This window comes from Streptomyces sp. NPDC003248 (genome assembly GCF_055563235.1).
The window spans coordinates 388,518-405,695 of sequence record NZ_JBVHDT010000002.1 but is presented as its reverse complement, the minus strand read 5'-3'; the positions used below and the strand labels follow the sequence as shown (position 1 = coordinate 405,695).

General features: G+C 72.8%; 20 protein-coding genes and 1 pseudogene. 9 read left to right on the top strand and 12 right to left on the bottom strand.

Going from position 1 to position 17,178, the window contains the following annotated elements:
- Positions 1–101: 101 nt before the first annotated feature.
- Positions 102–1,232: a hypothetical protein gene (locus tag ACZ3KJ_RS07175; protein ID WP_467525265.1), complete on the bottom strand. Its 1,131-nt coding sequence runs from the start codon at positions 1,230–1,232 to the stop codon at positions 102–104.
- A gap of 93 nt (positions 1,233–1,325) precedes the next feature.
- Positions 1,326–2,003, bottom strand: a complete 678-nt coding sequence (locus ACZ3KJ_RS07170) for a flavin reductase family protein (RefSeq protein WP_467525263.1) — start codon at positions 2,001–2,003, stop codon at positions 1,326–1,328.
- Between the two features lie 323 nt (positions 2,004–2,326).
- Between ACZ3KJ_RS07170 and ACZ3KJ_RS07165 the strand changes: the two genes are divergently transcribed.
- The 3 genes from ACZ3KJ_RS07165 to ACZ3KJ_RS07155 all read left to right on the top strand — a co-directional run bounded on the left by ACZ3KJ_RS07165 (position 2,327) and on the right by ACZ3KJ_RS07155 (position 5,540).
- Entirely contained in the window at positions 2,327–3,277 is a 951-nt protein-coding gene (locus ACZ3KJ_RS07165) for a glycoside hydrolase family 26 protein (RefSeq protein ID WP_467525262.1), read from the top strand.
- Positions 3,278–3,330: 53 nt separating this feature from the next.
- Entirely contained in the window at positions 3,331–4,470 is a 1,140-nt protein-coding gene (locus tag ACZ3KJ_RS07160) for a M23 family metallopeptidase (protein WP_467525261.1), read from the top strand.
- Between the two features lie 188 nt (positions 4,471–4,658).
- Positions 4,659–5,540 (top strand): sulfotransferase family protein, encoded by an 882-nt coding sequence (locus ACZ3KJ_RS07155; protein WP_467525259.1) that lies wholly within the window; start codon positions 4,659–4,661, stop codon positions 5,538–5,540.
- A gap of 43 nt (positions 5,541–5,583) precedes the next feature.
- Here the strand turns inward: ACZ3KJ_RS07155 and ACZ3KJ_RS07150 are convergent, their stop codons facing one another.
- From ACZ3KJ_RS07150 to ACZ3KJ_RS07140, 3 genes are all read right to left on the bottom strand, one after another.
- The gene (locus ACZ3KJ_RS07150; RefSeq protein WP_389519125.1) at positions 5,584–5,772 is read right to left on the bottom strand and encodes a hypothetical protein; all 189 of its coding nucleotides are present in this window, start codon (positions 5,770–5,772) and stop codon (positions 5,584–5,586) included.
- Between the two features lie 14 nt (positions 5,773–5,786).
- The gene (locus tag ACZ3KJ_RS07145) at positions 5,787–6,389 is read right to left on the bottom strand and encodes an ArsR/SmtB family transcription factor (RefSeq protein WP_467525258.1); all 603 of its coding nucleotides are present in this window, start codon (positions 6,387–6,389) and stop codon (positions 5,787–5,789) included.
- 85 nt (positions 6,390–6,474) lie between these two features.
- Entirely contained in the window at positions 6,475–7,011 is a 537-nt protein-coding gene (locus ACZ3KJ_RS07140; protein WP_467525256.1) for a DUF7144 family membrane protein, read from the bottom strand.
- A gap of 208 nt (positions 7,012–7,219) precedes the next feature.
- Between ACZ3KJ_RS07140 and ACZ3KJ_RS07135 the strand changes: the two genes are divergently transcribed.
- Positions 7,220–7,732: a hypothetical protein gene (locus ACZ3KJ_RS07135; RefSeq protein ID WP_467525254.1), complete on the top strand. Its 513-nt coding sequence runs from the start codon at positions 7,220–7,222 to the stop codon at positions 7,730–7,732.
- A gap of 15 nt (positions 7,733–7,747) precedes the next feature.
- Here ACZ3KJ_RS07135 and ACZ3KJ_RS07130 read toward each other — a convergent pair whose 3' ends face one another.
- From ACZ3KJ_RS07130 to ACZ3KJ_RS07120, 3 genes are read right to left on the bottom strand one after another with little or no spacing between them, the layout of a single operon-like run.
- A complete protein-coding gene (locus ACZ3KJ_RS07130) occupies positions 7,748–8,017 on the bottom strand; it encodes a hypothetical protein (protein ID WP_467525252.1) in 270 nt (89 codons plus the stop codon).
- Positions 8,017–8,919 carry a hypothetical protein gene (locus tag ACZ3KJ_RS07125; protein WP_467525250.1) on the bottom strand — a complete coding sequence of 301 codons (903 nt, stop codon included), beginning with the start codon at positions 8,917–8,919 and terminating at the stop codon, positions 8,017–8,019. Before ACZ3KJ_RS07125 ends, ACZ3KJ_RS07130 begins: the two co-directional genes overlap by 1 nt.
- Positions 8,920–8,952: 33 nt before the next feature.
- Complete coding sequence (locus ACZ3KJ_RS07120) at positions 8,953–9,279, bottom strand: ATP-binding protein (protein ID WP_467525248.1); 327 nt, start codon at positions 9,277–9,279, stop codon at positions 8,953–8,955.
- Between the two features lie 38 nt (positions 9,280–9,317).
- On the opposite strand from ACZ3KJ_RS07120, the pseudogene ACZ3KJ_RS07115 reads away from it, so the two are divergent.
- The 4 genes and pseudogenes from ACZ3KJ_RS07115 to ACZ3KJ_RS07100 form a co-directional block, all read left to right on the top strand.
- A pseudogene (locus ACZ3KJ_RS07115) lies at positions 9,318–9,977 on the top strand (DUF5753 domain-containing protein); the annotation flags it as partial.
- Positions 9,978–9,985: 8 nt separating this feature from the next.
- Positions 9,986–10,174 carry a DUF397 domain-containing protein gene (locus ACZ3KJ_RS07110; protein ID WP_467525247.1) on the top strand — a complete coding sequence of 63 codons (189 nt, stop codon included), beginning with the start codon at positions 9,986–9,988 and terminating at the stop codon, positions 10,172–10,174.
- A gap of 29 nt (positions 10,175–10,203) precedes the next feature.
- Entirely contained in the window at positions 10,204–10,671 is a 468-nt protein-coding gene (locus tag ACZ3KJ_RS07105) for a GNAT family N-acetyltransferase (RefSeq protein WP_467525245.1), read from the top strand.
- An 8-nt stretch (positions 10,672–10,679) separates the two neighbouring features.
- Positions 10,680–10,994, top strand: a complete 315-nt coding sequence (locus ACZ3KJ_RS07100) for a hypothetical protein (protein WP_467525243.1) — start codon at positions 10,680–10,682, stop codon at positions 10,992–10,994.
- Positions 10,995–11,053: 59 nt separating this feature from the next.
- Here ACZ3KJ_RS07100 and ACZ3KJ_RS07095 read toward each other — a convergent pair whose 3' ends face one another.
- Positions 11,054–11,794 (bottom strand): MOSC domain-containing protein, encoded by a 741-nt coding sequence (locus ACZ3KJ_RS07095; protein WP_467525241.1) that lies wholly within the window; start codon positions 11,792–11,794, stop codon positions 11,054–11,056.
- Positions 11,795–11,938: 144 nt separating this feature from the next.
- Here ACZ3KJ_RS07095 and ACZ3KJ_RS07090 point away from each other — a divergent pair, with 144 nt between their 5' ends.
- Complete coding sequence (locus tag ACZ3KJ_RS07090) at positions 11,939–12,718, top strand: DUF4142 domain-containing protein (RefSeq protein WP_467525239.1); 780 nt, start codon at positions 11,939–11,941, stop codon at positions 12,716–12,718.
- Positions 12,719–12,750: 32 nt separating this feature from the next.
- Here ACZ3KJ_RS07090 and ACZ3KJ_RS07085 read toward each other — a convergent pair whose 3' ends face one another.
- The 3 genes from ACZ3KJ_RS07085 to thrS form a co-directional block, all read right to left on the bottom strand.
- Positions 12,751–14,397: a glycoside hydrolase family 13 protein gene (locus tag ACZ3KJ_RS07085; RefSeq protein WP_467525765.1), complete on the bottom strand. Its 1,647-nt coding sequence runs from the start codon at positions 14,395–14,397 to the stop codon at positions 12,751–12,753.
- Positions 14,398–14,672: 275 nt separating this feature from the next.
- Positions 14,673–15,638 carry a nucleoside hydrolase gene (locus ACZ3KJ_RS07080; RefSeq protein ID WP_467525238.1) on the bottom strand — a complete coding sequence of 322 codons (966 nt, stop codon included), beginning with the start codon at positions 15,636–15,638 and terminating at the stop codon, positions 14,673–14,675.
- Between the two features lie 107 nt (positions 15,639–15,745).
- Positions 15,746–16,966 carry a threonine--tRNA ligase gene (gene thrS, locus ACZ3KJ_RS07075; RefSeq protein WP_467525236.1) on the bottom strand — a complete coding sequence of 407 codons (1,221 nt, stop codon included), beginning with the start codon at positions 16,964–16,966 and terminating at the stop codon, positions 15,746–15,748.
- Positions 16,967–17,178: the final 212 nt, after the last annotated feature.

The window sequence follows — 17,178 nt, the reverse complement described above, 5'->3', positions numbered from 1 at the left end:
TGGAACACAGACGACTCATCCGTCCCGAACGTTGCGTTCCCTGTGAAAGTCCGTCGACGGCGGCGGACGGTCCCCCGCGGCACCCGGCGGAGCCGGTTCCCCTACCGGGGCCGCAGCGGTCCCGCCATGCGCTGCACCTCCGGCCAGGTCGCCGGCCGGGCCTGCTCGGTGAAGGTGAAGACGAAGGGCCACAGCACCGGATGGCCGTCGTGGAAGAGCGGGGAGGCGCCCCAGACGACGCCGTTGCGGTCCGTGTACCGCTGCCAGAACTGCGCGTGGCCGAGGTTGACGTCCGTGCGCAGGCGTTCGACGAGGGCCGGGGGCAGGGTGGGCGGCGGGGGCGGCGGGGGCCGCCAGTGCGGCAGCGGGCCCCGGAAGCCGACCCCGTGGCGGCGGCGCAGCAGGACGATCTCGACCACGGCGGTCACGGTGACGCCGACCGGACCCGTGAACAGGGCCACGTAGTAGGACGGCGTCGGGTGCGACCCCGGGTAGGCCTCGACGGCGTCGACGAGGACGGAGTGCGCGATGGCCGTCAGCCACACCAGCGGGACCGAGGCCAGGGGGCGGACGAGGGGGTGGCCGCCGACGCTGAAGGAGTTGCGGTGGATGAGGTAGAGCACCGAGCCGAAGAACACCGTCAGCCAGGGGAGGAAGACCAGCAGGAGGACGTACCAGGCCGTCTGCTCGGGTTCGTAGTCGTAGCCGTTCAGCATCCAGACCACGAACAGGGCGCAGAAGCCGGCGGTGATGAAAGCGGTCAGCAGCGGGCGCAGGCACAGCCGGGCCACGGTGGCGCGGGCGCCGGGGCGGGCCAGGGCGATGAGCGGGAGGCAGGCCACGAGCAGGGCGACCGGCCCGGTGGCCAGCATCAGGAGGCTGTCGGTCATGGCCTGCCCGAGGGAGTCGAAGAAGCCTCCGCCGGTGAACAGGTGGATGAGGAAGAAGAGGACGCCGAGTCCGAGCAGCGCCCTGGGCAGCAGCAGCCGTTCGATGAGCGGGTCGGCCGCCTGCCCGGCGAGGGTGGTGACGACGGGCTGCCCCGGCGCGGCGAGACCGAAGGCCGCGGCGGCGTCGAACCGGAAGGCGTGGAACGGGCCGTAGATCCGCCGGGCCAGCCGCCACGGCAGGAGCACGTCCAGCACCCAGGCGACGGGCCCGGGCACCAGGGCCGGGGCGGCGGGAGGTGTGCGGTAGGGCGGCCGGTCGTAGCCGTCGGCGGTGGTGCTCATGACGTCGTTGACTCCCCCGGGTCGACGGATCACGTCCAGACCCTCATCCTGACATGTCCGCCGCCAACCCTCCTGTGAATAAAGGGCCGTTGATCAGGCGCGTTCCCCGTCCCGGTCCCGTTCCCGGTCCCGTTCCCTCGGCGTCTCGGAGCGGAATCCGTGGCCGAGTCCGGGGGTGAGGCCGTGGTAGTGGCGGAAGTTGTAGATGAGCGGGCTCCACGCCGACGGGTCGATGTGCTGGGTGCCGGGGACGACGACGGAGGCGTCGGCGTGCACGCGCAGCACCGCGCACTCGACCGTCCAGAAGTGCCCGTCCGCCCCGCCCGGCGTCATCGACCGTACGGACGCCTCCAGTTGGAGCGCGCACTCGGCGACCCTGGGCGGCCGTACCCTCTCGGAGGGCTGCGGGGTGAGTCCCGCGGCCGCGAACTTGTCGCCCTCGTGCCGGTAGACCGGCCGCTTGGCCTCCGGCACCGGGTCCGCGCCGGTGAGCGGGGCGAGCGCCTCGACCTGCCGCCACAGTCCCGGCCCCGGCAGGTTGATCACCACCTCCGGCCGGGCGGCCAGGTTCTCGGCGGTACGGCTCTCCCGGCCCACCCCGAGCACGACGGTGTACCCGAGCGCCCACGCCGAGGAGACGGGGGCGAGGTTGGGCGTGCCGTCGGCGTTCTCGGTGGCCAGCAGGGCCACGGGCGTGCCGAAGTACAGGATGCTCGGGGAGAGGACCACGTGCCGCCCGGCGACGGCCCCTCCGACTGCTGCTGCGCTCATGCCGGGAACGCTAGGCGCCCGACGCTTCGCCGCCCGCCGAAACGTGGTCGCACGCGCGTCCGAACCGTGTCCCCGGTCCGGGTGCCCGTGGGGCGAGTCGGCCCGCCGGGTGGGGCGGTGACCGGCATGCTGGGCCGGTGTTACGGCTCCCGCGCGCTTTCCCCCGCGCTGTTCCCCGCGCGTTCTCCCGCGTTGTTCCGCGCGCTTTCCCCGGCGTTGTTCCCCGCGCTTCCCCCCGCGTTCCCTCGCACGTTCCCCCGCGGTCTTCGCCGCGCTGCCCGCGCTCGCTCACGCGTGTTCTCCCGTTCGTACTGGCGGCCCTCGTGCTGCTCCTCCCGGGTCCGGCCTGTGTGCCCGTCGGGGGCGGCACGACGGACGGCCGGGCGAGGGCGGCGGCGGGGGACGGGACCGCCTTCGGGGCGTACGTCGGGTACGACGCGGCCGCGGTGCCGCGGATCGCGGGGCTCGGCGCGTGGGTGGGGAAGGCCACGCCGGTGGTCGGCCGGGCCTACCTGCCCGGGGACCGGTGGAACCGCATCGAGGGGGAGCCCGGCCATCTGGAGCACTGGGGGCGATGGCGCCGGGCGCGTCCCGAGCGCATGTTCGTGCTGAACGTCCCGATGCTGGAGCGGAACGAGGCGCGTCTGCCCGACTCCGTCGTGCGGCACGAGCTGGCGAAGGGCGCGGGCGGCGCCTACGACGGGCACTTCCGGGTGCTGGGGCGACGGCTCGTCTCGCTCGGGCTGGCCGACACGGTGCTCGTCCTCGGCTGGGAGATGAACGGCGTGTCCTACACGCACCGCTGCGGACCCGACCCGGCCGCCTGGAAGCGGTACTGGGCGCGGATCGTGCGGACCATGCGGGCCGTGGACGGGGAGCGGTTCCGGTTCGAGTTCGCGCCCAACCGGGGGCGCGACGCCGTCCCGTGGACCGCGTGCTACCCCGGTGACGCGCACGTCGACATCATCGGCATGGACGCCTACGACCAGCCCGCGGGCCTGTCCTTCGCGGGGCAGGTCGCCGAGCCGTACGGGCTCGCGGCGCACGTGCGGTTCGCCGCCGAGCACCGCAAGCCGATCGCGTACCCGGAGTGGGGGCTGTACCGCAACGGCGACAACCCCGACTACGTGCGCGGGATGCTCAATTGGTTCGCCCGGCACCGGCCGCTCTACCAGAGCATCACCGACTACTGCCCGCACGGCGTGTGGCAGTGCCGGGAGAATCCCCGGTCGTCTGAGGTGTACCGGGCCCTGGTGGGTGGGCCGTTCGGCTGAGGGCGCGGCGCGTCTGACGGACCGTCGGCGAGCGTCGGTCCGATGATCCCAAGATGCGACGAGAAGACCCCGCGCACTCCCTCCGCCCGTGCCTCGACGGCACGCCCGATCCCGGGTGCGCGGCGACCACCGATGCCGTGACCGGGGCGACGGCCGACGCCGTGGCCGAGGCGACGGCCGACGCCGTGGCCGGGGCGACGGCCGACGCCGTGGCCGAGGCGACGGCCGTGTCCGCGGACCGTGCCCCTGCCGATACGACAGCCGGCGGCCCCGGCGGGACGGCGGTCGGCGTCCCTGGCGGGACGAGCGTCGGCGTCCCCGCCGGGGCCGCCGTCCTGGCCGTGCTGCTGGCCGCCGCTCTGGTCGCGCTCGCCGCGGTGCCCGCCGACGCCGGGAGCGACGGCGTCCGCGAGCGGGCCGCCCGGGTCGTGCACGACCACGAGCAGGCGCGCGAACGGGTCGACCGGCTCCGGCGGACGGACGCCGGCACCACGGAGGTCAAGGCCGCCGAAAGCCGCCGCAAGACCCTCCGCGACGATCTGTGGGACCTGCTGGGACCGGCGGCGCACGACAACGGCGACCCGGTCGCCGTCGACCCGGCGGGCCGGGCCGGACACTGCGCCGTCCCGGACCCCGCCCCCGCCACCGGCCGGACACCCGATCGCGACCGGGACCGGGACCGGGACCGGGACCGGGACCGGGACCGGGACCGGGACCGGGAGAAGGAGAAGGAGAAGCGCGGCAAGGAGGAAGGCGACCGTGCGGAGTGGACCGCGCCGACCCGCGGCTACTGGCTCTCCGCCGGCTACGCCGACAAGGGCTCCCGCTGGGCCCACCGGCACACCGGCCAGGACTTCGCCGTGCCCGCCGGCACTCCGGTGTACGCCGTCGGCCCGGGCGTGGTCCGCGTGACGACGTGCGGCGACGGCTTCGGGAACCAGGTCGTGGTCCGCCACGCCGACGGGTACTTCACGCAGTACGCCCACCTCTCCCGCATCGACGTCCGCAAGGGCGAGCGGGTGGGAGCGGGGCAGCGCCTCGGACTCGCGGGCGCCACCGGCAACGTCACCGGCCCCCACCTGCACTTCGAGGTGCGGATCACGCCGTACATGGGGTCGGCGGTGCCGCCGTTGCCGTGGCTGCGGAGGAAGGCGGTGCGGGTCACGCCGCCGGAGCAGCCGGGCACCGACTGAGGCCTCACCACCGGGGGGTGTGACGGGCAACTGACAGCAACTCACAGCAACACCTAAGAAATCGGTGAATGCCCAGCTCAGGCCCTCCCTGACGGCGTTTCCGGCTCTCGTTGTTCGCCTGCGGGACACGTGTTGTCCGCTTGGGGCACCTGGGATGCGGAGCCGGATCCAGGGAGGAAGGTGTCATCGTGCGAGACCCGCGTCTGACCGCGATAAGCAAGGGACTGAAGCGCCGGGGGAGGCTCGTGGCGCAGGCGGTGAGCCCGCCGCGGCGCGCGGTGGGCACCGTACCGGCGCCGCGGCCGGCGGCGGACGGCGGTGACGGCTATGTCGCCCCGCGGGCCGCGCGGCTGGTGGAGTCACCGGTGTTCGTGCTGTCCTCCGTGCGCTCGGGGTCGACACTGCTGCGGGTGCTGCTCAACAGCCACAGCCGCATCCGCGCCCCGCACGAGATGCACCTGCGGACGCTGCACGTCCAGCTGACGCGCGGGTTCACCGCCGCCGCCATGAAGGAACTGGAGCTGGACAAGGCGGAGTTGGAGCACGTGCTGTGGGACCGGGTGCTGCACCTGGAGCTGACCCGCAGCGGCAAGGACGTCATCGTCGACAAGACCCCGCCCAACAGTCTCATCTGGCCCCGGCTGCACCGATGTTGGCCCGACGCGCGGTTCGTGCTGCTGCTGCGGCACCCGGGCGCGATCGTCGCGTCCCTGACCAGTCGCCGTACCGATCCGGACCGGGAGGCCATCCTCGCCGAGGTGCTCGGCTACTGCGAGAAGCTGGAGGAGGCCCGGCAACGCCTCGACGGCGCCCACGTGATCACGTACGAGGAGCTCACCGCGGAGCCGGAGCGCGTCACCCGGGACCTGTGCGCCTTCCTGGGCGTGCTCTGGGAGAGCGGGATGCTCGACTACGGGCGCAACGACCACGGCACGTTCCGCCCGCAGCTCGGCGACTGGAGCAGCACCATCAAGTCGGGCCGCATCCAACCCGCCCGCACCGCCGACCCGGACGCGGACCTCCCGCCCCGGCTGGCGGAGTTCGCCCGCGCGTGGGGGTACGAGGCGTAGGACCCGGTGCGGTTCCGTGGGACCCGGTGCGGTTCCGCCGGATTCAGGCGACGGCCGCGGCCGTCCTCGGCGGGGTGGTCAGCCGCAGGCCGACCTCCACGAGGGCCCAGCCGAGGCGGGTACGGAGGTCCCGGGGGCGCCGGGCCGCCATGGCGAGGCGGTGGGCATCGGCCTCGGCGCGCAGTTCGGCGACACGGAGGCGGTGCGGGGCGAGGTGGGTGTACGAGTGCATCGGACTGCGGCCTCTCATTCCGTGGTGAAGGGGAACGCGTGGGTATGGATGCGTACGTGGGCGGTGTCCGTGGCGTCGTCCTCGTCGGCGACGCGGTCGCGGTAGGTCTCGACGAGCGCGTGCATCTTCTCGACGAGTTCGCGGGTGAGTTCGGGCGTCAGCCGTAGCGTCGCGCTGCTCATGTCCCAGGTGCTGCGCCACTCCTCGGGCCAGGCGTGACGGTTGCCGAGCCAGGCCGACAGGTCGCGGGTCTGGGTGGTCGCGACCTCGTGGAGGTACAGGTCGGCGGCCCCCCGCACATCGGGGTCGGCGTCCGTGAGCAGGGCGTCGTCGAAGCCGACCCCCTGGTGGACGGCCTGCCACCAGCGCTCCCGCCCCTTGCCCTGCTCGGGGGCGTCCTCGATGAAGCCGTGGGCGGCGAGCTGGCGGAGGTGGTAGCTGGTGGCGCCGCTCGACTCGCCCAGCTTCTCGGCGAGTCGGGACGCGGTGGCCGGGCCTCCGTGGCGCAGGGCGTTCAGCAGCCGCATGCGCAACGGGTGGGCGAGCCCGCGCAGGGAGCGGGCGTCGAGCGGGCGGACCCGCGAGCCCTCGGGTTCCGTCGTGCCGGGTTCCGTCATGTCTCCCACCGTAGCCATGCAAAGAACCCGTTGCAAGGCTTCCTTTGCAACGGGTTCTTTGTAGGTGCTGTGCGGGTCGTGCGGCTCAGACGGGACGGGCCCTCGTCACCGCCGCGCCCGTCGGCCGGTACACGGCCAGCGCCCAGATGACGAACACGTCGATCGCGATCAGGATGATCGACCAGAGCGGGGCGTACGGCAGGAACAGGAACTGGAGGACCAGGCTCAGCGCGGCCAGCGCGATGCCGACGGCGCGGGCCCAGGCGGCGCCCTTGAGCAGGCCCCAGCCGGTGACGGCCGCCACGACGCCCACGATCAGCAGGATCCAGCCCCACCCGGTGAGGTTGATCTTGTAGACGTAGTCGCCGATCCGGGTGTACACGTCGTCCTCGGCGATCGCGGCGATGCCCTGGAGGACGGCGAGGAGGCCGTTCACCAGCATCAGCACACCCGCGAAGACGACCCCGCCGGCCGCCCAGCCGGCCTCACCCGCCGGGTGGCCACCGCCCGGGCCCGCCATGTGGTACCCCGTGCCCTGGTGGGACGGGTCCCACACGGGCGACTCCTGGGTACTGGCATCGGGATGCCGGGTCGGGTGGGACTGCGACGGCTGCTCGCTCATGACGTACCCCGCTCTTCTCGCTGCCCCCGCGCCGGGCGGTTCCGTCGCGGGCGGTTCTCCCTCGACCATCCGCGCGACGGCGGCCCGTCACCACGAGGGGTGGGCCGTCCGGGTGAACCGGGGTGCGGGGGGCGGCGTGGCGTCTTTCACTGGAGTCGGTCCCCGGTAGGGGCCGGACCCGACCGGACGCCGCAGGAGGTAGATCCCCATGGCAGCTCACCGAATACGCGGGGCGGGCGCAGCCGCGCCGACGGCAGCGGCGGTGGCGGTGGCGGTGGCGTGCGCCGTCCTGCTGTCCGCCACGCTGTCCGGCTGCACGGACGACACCAACCCGTCGTCCGTGACCAGCCGCGCGGCCTCCGCCGCCCAATCGGTCGGCAGCCAGGCCGCGTCCGCCTTCGCGTCGGCGACGGCGGAGGCCGGCCGCAAGCTGGACTCCATCAAGGGCGGCGTCGAGGCCAAGGACGACGTGAAGCTCGGCGCCCCCACCGTCGCCGGCGACCGCACCACGGTGCAGGTGACCGCCACCAACTCCGCCGACTCGGCGAAGTCCTTCGCCGTCCAGGTCGACTTCAACGACCCCGACGGCACCTGGCGGGACACGGTCCTCGTCACCGTCGCGGACGTACCGGCGGGCGGGACGAAGACAGCCACGGCCCGCAGCACCCACCAGCTGCCGGGCAACGTACGGGCGGAGGTGCCGCGGGCGGTGCGCTACTGAGGGTGGGGCGGGCGGTCAGCCGCGGTCGTCGAAGATGTCCTCCGCCTTCTCCGCACGCATGGCCCGGTCCTGCCACAGGGCGAGTCGGTCGGGGTCGTAGCAGGACTCCACCCTCTCGCGCACCGCGTCGGAGACCGGAATGCCACGGAAGCCGAGAATCCAGACGACCCCCTCCGCCCGCACCTCGATAAGGCCTTCCTTGAAGCCTTCCTCATACGCTTGCCTGAAGGCTTGCTCGCGGATCTTCTCGGCCAGCGGGTGCCGCCAGTCGTTCTGCATCGGCATCAGCTGGGGTCCTCGACGAAGATGTCCTCAGCCTTCTCCACGTGCAAGGCCCGCTTCTGCCACAGGGCGAGTCGGTCGAGGTCGGAGCAGGACTCCACTCGCGCGCGGACGGCGTCGGAGACGGGGACGCCACGGAAACCGAGAATCCGCACGACCGTATCCGCCCTCTCCTGAACACGGACTTCCTCGCGCCCCTCCACTCGCCCCTCCTCGCGCACCTGCTCGGCGAGCGGGTGCCGCCAGAAGTACTGGATCGCCGTCATCAGGTCCCTCCACATCTGCCGGGCCTGGTCGTCCGCCAGGCACGAGTCGACGAACTGCACGAAGACCGCGGCGGTGTCGCGGTCGATGGTCCGCAGGGCTGCCGCCAAGGAGTCCAGTATGGCGGGGGCCTGCCGTCCCCGGCCGTGTGTCATGGCCGAGAGCACCGCGAGGGGGACGTCCTGTCCGGCCTCCCGCTCGTCCTTGATCACCGGCACGTTGTCCGGACCGAGGACGAACGGGCGCACCGTCAGCGACGGACACCCGGTCACCCCGAGGTGAATGGGCTCCGCCGCCCAGCGGGCCGTCGCGCTGTTCTGCGTGACGACGATGAGCACCGGCTCACAGCGGTACTTCTCGTACAGGTAGCTGAGGTAGTACGGCCAGCTGCCGCGCTTCCTCTCGTCCGGCTTCCCCTGCGACTCCACGACCAGCAGGTACGTGCCCTCACCGGTCTCCGCCCGCAGCAGCGTGTCCACGCGGCGTTCGACCGGCTCGATCTCGGTGAGGTCCACGTTCATCGCCGCGAAGTCGTACGGGTCGGGGAACGGGACCTGCAACACCTTCTGGAGGGCACGGGTCAGCAGTGCCGGGTCCTTCTGGAAGATGCGGTGCATGGCCTCGTGCGACGAGCCGACCATCGGCTCTCCTTTCTGTCCGACGTGATCAACGAGCTACGCGGTGACGAGGTCACACCACACGTACTTGCCGCGCCGCCCTAGGCGGGACAGCGGCTGCCAGCCCCACACGTCCGCGCAGGCCCGGACCAGGGCCAGGCCCCGGCCGTCCTCGGCATCGTCGGCGAGGTCGTCGAGCTTCGCGGGCGGATCCGGGGGTTCGGGGTCGGCGTCCCAGGCCCCGACGCGCAGGACACCGTCGGCGTAGCGGATGCGGAGGGCGGCGGGGCCACTGGTGTGCCGCACGGCGTTGGCGAGCAACTCGCTCGCGATCAGCTCGGCGGTGTCGGTGAGGTGGGCGAGGCCGTGCAGGGTGAGGATCAAGCGCAGGGTGCGGCGCGAAACGGGGACGGCTCTCGGGTCGTTGTGCGTCCCACTACGCCTGCACGGACGCCGAGTTCGTCGATGCCCTGGTCGCGATGGCCACCGACCGGACGCGGGGCTGGTGGGAGGAGTACCGCGGCTTGCTGCCGACACCCTTTCTGGACATGTCGGAGCTGGATCACCACGCCACCTTCCACGAGGAGGTGGCCATCCTGCACGTGCCGGGCCGCTTGCAGACGGAGGAGTACGCCCGCGCCATCTTCTCGTCCAGGGTGCCAGAACTGACTTCTGAGGAGATGGAGTTGCGCGTACGGCACCGAATGGCCCGCCAGCAGTTCACCATCCCGTACGAGGTGGTGATCCACGAGGCGGCCCTGCGTATCAGGGTCAGTGACCGCGCTACCTCACGGGCTCAGCTCGCCCGGCTTGCCGCGTTGTCCGAAGCGGACCACATCACTCTGCGCGTCGTTCCTTTCGACCTGGACGGCTTCTCCAGAGCTTCGAGCACCATGATGTACGTGGGTGGCCCGCTGCCGAAACTGGACACGGTGGTGCGTGACACGCCCCACGGCTCGGTCTTCATCGACTCGGAAGCCCAGCTCAGCACCTATCGAACACGCTTCCGTAAGGTGCATGCTGTATCACTCGATACCCAACGGTCCCGCGACGTCATCCACGCACTCGCGAAGGAGCTGTGAGGATCTGCATGACCAGCCCTCGTAACTGGCAGAAGTCGTCATACTCCGGCGAAGGGGACGGCAACAACTGCCTCGAACTCGCCTCCACCCCCACCACCCTCCACCTCCGCGAGTCCGACGACCCCGCCACCGTCCTCACCACCACCCGCACCCCGCTCGACCACCTGCTCAACGCGGTACGCTCCAGGGCCATTTGAGGACCAGCCCGCCAGGAGCGACCGCCGACATGATCTCCCTGCGCGAAGTGCGCGACAGTGACCTGCCCGTCTTCTGGGAGCACCTGTCCGACCCCGCCGCACAGCACGTGGCCGCCGTGACCAGGAGGTACCACTACGACCGGGAGCAGTTCGACGGCTACTGGGCGAGGATCCGCGCCAACCCGGACATCGTGATCCGCACGGTGCTCGCCGACGGGGAGGTGGTCGGCCACGCCTCGGTGTACGGGCCGCCGGACGAGCGCTCGGTCACGTACTGGATCGACCGGTCCCACTGGGGACGCGGCATCGCCACGGCGGCGCTCACGGCACTGGTCGGCCTGGTCGGCACCCGGCCGCTGCACGCCCGCGCGGCGGCCGACAACGCCGGTTCGATCCGGGTGCTGGAGAAGTGCGGCTTCGTCGTCACCGGGCGGGGCAGGGGCTTCGCCCAGGCTCGCGGCGGCGAGATCGACGAGGTCGTCCTCCTCCTGAACTGAGACAGGCTGTGAACTCTCCTGACGCTGAGGCCGAGGAGGCGGGCACGGCCTGTCTGCTCGGTCTCGTCCGTTCACTCGTCACCACGCACGTGTCGTGGAAACCGCTGTTCATCGGTGCGGTCATCACGGACGGCGAACGTATTCGCCTCTATTTCCGTTCGCCCGAGCGGGACCGTACGTACGGTGTGGACGTGAAAATCAGCAATGCCGGACCCGGCCTGCTCGGCGCTCTGGTGTCCCCGGCCTTCCTGGCGAACAAGCATCTGCACCGGCCTTCCGACGATCCGCACTGTGACGTGGTCGTGGATCTCACCGAATACTGAGCCTTCTGCATGGCCACCGATCGGGTGACGCCGACGAGGTGGCCGTCAACACATCGCCGTCAACCCCGCTCCGTCACCACGTCCCCCACCGCCACCTCCCCCTCCCGCACCACCGTGAAGTACGCCCCGAACGCCACGCCCTCCAGCTCGCGCCGATAGGTGGACAGGGTGCGGAGGGGTTCCGGGCCGGCCCGGCGGCCCGTCTCCTGGTCGACCATGGTGACGGCGCAGCGGATCGTGCGTTCGGTGAAGGTCAGTTCCGTGCCGGCGATGGACAGGTGGGCGGTGGTGTCCTCGGTGTGGGGGGCGGTCCAGCCGTCGATGACGAGGTTGGGGCGGAAGCGGTTCATGGGGAGGGGTGGGGCGCCGCGCTCGTGGAGTTTCCGGTTCAGGTGGTTGAGGCTGGCGCGGGAGACGACGTGCAGGCGGTTCATGGCGCCGGTTCCGCCGTCGGCGTCCGGGCGGTCGCGGCGGAGCCGGGTGGGGCGGCCCAGGAGCCGGGTCAGCCAGCGTGCCGCCGCCTCCTCCTCCTGCCCGTCCTTCTCCGCGTCGTGCACGCGCAGTGGTTCGTGGCCGGGGGCCCGGAGGGTCAGGATGCCGGTCGCCGGGTCGTGCTCGGGGGTGATCAGGGCCAGCGCCGGGTCGCCCCACTGCCAGCGCGGCTCCCCGGCCTCGTCGACGATCACGTACGCGCGGTCGTGGGCGAGGCCGGCGGAGGTGAGCCGGGCCCGGGGGACCGGTATGCCGGCGCAGCCCTTCACCGGGTAGTAGGTGAGTTCCGTGACCCTCGCCGTCGTCATGGGCGACGCCCCCTCGGTTCCGTCGGCCGAAATTCCCGCGCGGACCGGTGAATTCCCGCGGCTCCGCGTCCGTACTCCTGTGTGTACGGCCCCGCCGAGCACGGTGTTCGCGTGGCGGGCATCCCCGACCGGGCAGGAGGAACGGTGCGCTTTTCGCGGAACACGGTGGGAACCGCCTTCGTGGGCGGCGCTCTGAGCCTGACCCTCGTGGCCCTCGCCTATCCGTCGATGCTGGGGCTGGAGACGGTGTCCACCTCGAACGACCGGATCATCGCCAACACCCAGTGGGGGCCGCTGACGGAGGGCGACCGGGACTTCGTGGTCAAGGTGCGGGCGGCCGGGCTGTGGGAGTACCCGCTCGGAGTGATCGGGTTGCAGAAGGGGCAGAGCGCGGCGGTCAAGACCGCCAGCGAGCACCTGGTCGACGGGCACGCGGCGCTCGACACGACCTGCCGCAAGATCGCGCCGATGCTGAACATCACCCTGCCCAACGTGGCCAGCCCGCAGCAGGTCGGCTTCGTCAACCAGATCAACGCGAAGACCGGCAAGGACTTCGACGTCGAGTTCGCCAACATCCTGCGCCAGACGCACGGCTCCATCTTCAACACCGTCGCGAAGATCCGCTCCACCACCAAGAACTCGCTGGTGCGGGCGCTGGCCGACCAGGCCAACGACACCGTCCTCGACCACATCACGGTGATGGAGAAGACCGGCCTGGTCGACTTCGACCAGTCGCTGTTCCAGCAGACCAGCCCGCCGAAGCTGCCCGCGTCGGACCTCACCCCGCCGCCCCCGGCCGCCGGCCAGCCGACCGTCGTCCTCACGCCGCCGCCGACCGCCACGTCGACCCCGGTGGACATCGACGCCGCGGCCGTGGTGGGCGGGGCCACCCCGGCGCCGACGCCGACGCCGACGGCCGGGTAGGCCCCTCTCCCGCTACGCCAGCCAGACCGTTGTTACGCCAACCAGACCGTCGTGTCCGGTCCGAGCCGCCCGTCGCCGTCCAGGGGCCCGCTGCTCAGCAGCACCTCCCCGGGCGGCAGCGGCACCGGCGCGTCCGACAGGTTGGCGACGCACCGCCAGCCGTCGGAGCGGGTGAAGGCGAGCACACCGGGCGGGGTGCCGTCCGCCCAGACGAGTTCCTCGCCGTCCAGCAGCTTGCGGCGCAGTCGCAGGGCCGTGCGGTAGAACTCCAGGGTGGAGCCCTCCGCGCCGTCCTGCGCCGCGACGGCGTACCGCGCGAACGACGACGGCTGCGGCAGCCACGCCCCGCCCGCGCCGAAGCCGTACGACGGACCGGACGTCGTCCACGGCAGCGGCACCCGGCAGCCGTCACGGCCCTTGCGGACCCGGCCCGACTGCTCCCACAGGGGATCCTGGAGGACCTCCACGGGCAGGCCGGCGACCTCCGGCAGCCCCAGTTCCTCACCCTGGTAGAGGTACGACGATCCCGGCAGCGCCAGCATCAGCAGGGTGGCCGCGCGGGCGCGGCGCAGGCCGGCCTCCTCGTCGACGGGCGGGGCGTGGCCGGCGGACAGCAGCCAGGCGTTCGTGTCCGTGCCCGGCGGGAGCGCCAGGCGGGAGGCGTGCCGGACGACGTCGTGGTTGGAGAGCACCCAGGTCGCGGAGGCGCCCACGGCGCGGGCGGTGGCGAGGGAGGACGTGATGACCTCGCGGACCGCCGCCGCGTCCCACGACGCTTGCAGGTACTCGAAGTTGAAGGCCTGGTTCAGTTCGTCGGGGCGGGCGTACAGGGCGCGGCGGGCGCCCGGGACCCAGGCCTCGGCGACCGCCGTGCGGGGCGGTGAGTAGGCGTCCAGGACGCGCCGCCAGTCCCGGTAGACGTCGTGGACCTCGTCGCGGTCGTAGAAGGGGTGGGTGCCCGGTTCCATCCCCTCCAGCGCGTCCTCCGCGCTCAGCGCGGGCGCCCCCAGGTCGCGCAGCGGCTCGCGCAGGTCCTTGACGAGGGCGTGGGCCACGTCGACGCGGAAGCCGTCGACGCCCCGGTCGGACCAGAAGCGCAGGGTGGTGCGGAAGTCCTCGCGGACCTCCTCGTGACTCCAGTCGAGGTCGGGCTGCTCGCGCGCGAAGAGGTGCAGGTACCACTGGCCGTCGGGCACGCGCTGCCAGGCGCTGCCGCCGAAGACGGACTGCCAGTCGGTGGGCGGGAGTTCACCGTGCTCGCCCCGCCCGTCGCGGAAGACGTAGCGGGCGCGGGCGGGCGATCCGGGGCCGGCGGCCAGCGCCTCCTGGAACCAGACGTGCCGGTGGGAGGTGTGGTTGGGGACGACGTCGACGATCACCTTCAGACCGAGCCGGTGCGCCTCGGCGACCAGCGCGTCGAAGTCGTCGAGCGTGCCCAGGCGCGGGTCGACGTCCCGGTAGTCGATGACGTCGTAGCCGCCGTCGGCCAGTTCGGAAGGGTAGAAGGGGCTCAGCCAGAGCGCGTCGACGCCCAGCGCCCCCAGGTGCGCTAAGCGTTCGGTGACGCCCCTGATGTCCCCGAGCCCGTCGCCGTCGGCGTCGGCGAAGCTGCGCGGGTACACCTGGTAGACGACGGCCTGGCGCCACCAGTCGGGGTCTCGGGAGGACAGGTCGGCCATGGGATCGGCCACGGGAGCTGTGTCGTAGTCGGTCACGCACAGAAGCCTGTCCACTTCGCCGGGAAGGACAACGTCCGCGCCGCCGCGCGCGCCCTCCCGGCGCTGCCGTGCGCACCCCCTGCGCGGGGGGCGTGGGGCGTGGGGCGCGCGGGGGCGCGGGGGTCCGTCGTCGGGTGCGGGTCGTGGTGGGGTGCTCGCGCAGTTCCCCGCGCCCCTGGGTGGGACGGGCGGGCGCCGGCTGTGGGGTGCGGGGGCGCCTCCGGGAGGCGGTGGGCCTACGGCTTCTCCACCGTCGTCAGCCACAGGCTCACGTACCGCTCCACGTCCACCCCCAACGCCACGTCCACCAGCCTCCGTTCACGGGCGCCCCCGTGGATCTCGGCCTCGCCCGGCCGCGGGCGGCGGTCGACGACCGTCTGGCCGCGGGCCGGGCCGGGCGCCAGCGACACCTCGACCGGCAGCGGCTCGGTGGTCAGGCCCGCCGGGTCGGCGACCGCGCAGACCGCGCCCGCGTCCCCCAGACCGCCCGTGGGCGTGGGATCGCCGGACGTCGCCGGGTCGCGGTGGGCGAGGAGCTCCCCCGCCAGCCGCAGCCGGGGCTCCGCGCTCGCGCGCAGCCGCTGGACGTCCGCCGCCGGGACCAGGACCTGCCGGAACACGTCCAGGCCGTACATGGTGATCGGCACGTCGGCGGTGAGCAGGATCGCCGCGGCCTCCGGATCGTGCCACACGTTGAACTCCGCGACCGGCGTGGCGTTCCCGGTCTCCACCGCGCCGCCAATGAACACGATCCGCTCGATGTTGCGCACCACCTCCGGGTGCGTACGCAGCAGCAGGGCGATGTTGGTGAGCGGCGCGGTGGGGATCAGCGTGACAGGACGCGGCGAGGCGAGGATCTCGCGGCGCAGCAGCGTCACCGCGTCCACGTCGACCGGGACCCGGGTCGGCGCGGGCAGCCCGAGGTCGCCCATCCCGTCCCGCCCGTGCACGTGCCGGGCGGTGCGGACCGGCTCGATCAGCGGACGCTCGGCGCCCCGGGCGACCGGGATGTCACCCGCGCCCGCCTGCTCCAGCACGGTCAGCGTGTTGCGGACCACCCCGTCCACGTCGGTGTTCCCGGCGACGCAGGTCACCGCCCGCACGTCCAGACCGGGGTGCCGTACGGCGAACAGCAGGGCCAGGGCGTCGTCGACGCCCGTGTCGCAGTCGATGATCACCGGGACGGGGTGGTGACGGGTCACGGCGGTGCTCCTCCCACATCGGGATCGGTATCGGGCTCGGGGTCGGACTCGGGGGTCGGGCTCGGGGTCGAGCTCGGCGTCCGGCGTCCGGCATTACGTAAGTGACCTTACGCAGCCGCCCACAGTTCCGGCCCGCGCGCCGCGACCCGGCCGGTGATCCGGCGCAGCACCTCGTCCACCGACAGTGCCCCCGGCCGGCGCCCATCCCGCAGCCGTACGGCGACCAGCCCGCCGTCGGCCTCCCGCTCGCCGAGCACCGCCTGGTACGGCACCCGGCGCGCCGCCCGGATCCGGGCGGCGAGGGTGCCCTCGCGGGGGCCGTGGACCTCCGCCCGCAGCCCGCGCGCCACCGCTTCCCGCACCACCTCGTGCGCCCGCTCCTCCTGGGCCCGCGCCACCGGCAGCACGGCCAGCTGCACGGGCGCCAGCCACGCCGGGAACGCGCCGCCGTGCGCCTCGACGAGATGGGCCACGGCCCGCTCCACGCTGCCGATCACGCTCCGGTGGACCATGACCGGCCGGTGTTTCGCGCCGTCGGCGCCGATGTAGTGCAGGCCGAAGCGCTCGGGCTGGTGGAAGTCGATCTGGACGGTGGACAGGGTGGCCTCGCGGCCCGCCGGATCGGTGATCTGCACGTCGATCTTGGGGCCGTAGAAGGCGGCCTCCCCCTCGGTCGCCTCGTACTCCAGGCCCGAGGCGTCCAGCACCTCCCTCAGCAGCGCGGTCGCCCGGCGCCACAGCTGCGGGTCGGCCACGTACTTGCCGCCCCCGCCGGACAGGGAGAGACGGTGCCGGGAGGCGCGGATGCCGAGGTCGGCGTAGGCGCGGGCGATCAGGGCGAGCGCCGCGCGGGCCTCCTCCACCGCCTGCTCCGGGGTGCAGAAGACGTGCGCGTCGTTGAGGGTGATGGCCCGCACGCGGGTCAGCCCGCCGAGGACGCCGGACGGTTCCGCGCGGTACATCCCGCCCAGCTCGGCGATCCGGAGCGGGAGGTCCCGGTGGCTGCGGGCGCGGGAGCGGTAGATCAGGGCGTGGTGGGGGCAGAGGCCGGGCCGCAGCACGACCTGCTCGGAGCCCAGCTCCATGGGCGGGAACATGTCGTCGCGGTAGTGGTCCCAGTGGCCCGAGATCTCGTAGAGGTCGCGCTTGCCGAGGACCGGCGAGTACACGTGCCGGTAGCCGGCCGCCCGCTCCAGCTCCCGGACGTACTCCTCCAGGGTGTGGCGGACGACCGCGCCGTCGGGCAGCCAGTACGGCAGGCCCGCGCCCATGAGGGGATCGGTGTCGAACAGGTCGAGCTCACGGCCGAGTCGGCGGTGGTCGTGCATGGCTGCTCCTCCTTGGAGACCAGGAGGGACGAGCACCCACGACGAAGCCCCGGGGCACTCGCCCCGGGGCTTCGGACATCCAGTGGTCAGCGCGCCGGGACACTCTCCGGCGTCGTCGTGGCGGTGGCGGACGGAAGGGCGCGCTTCATGGGGGGAACGTAGCAAGGGGGGCGGGGAGGGGGCGACGGGTTTTCGGGCGGGCGGCGGCACGG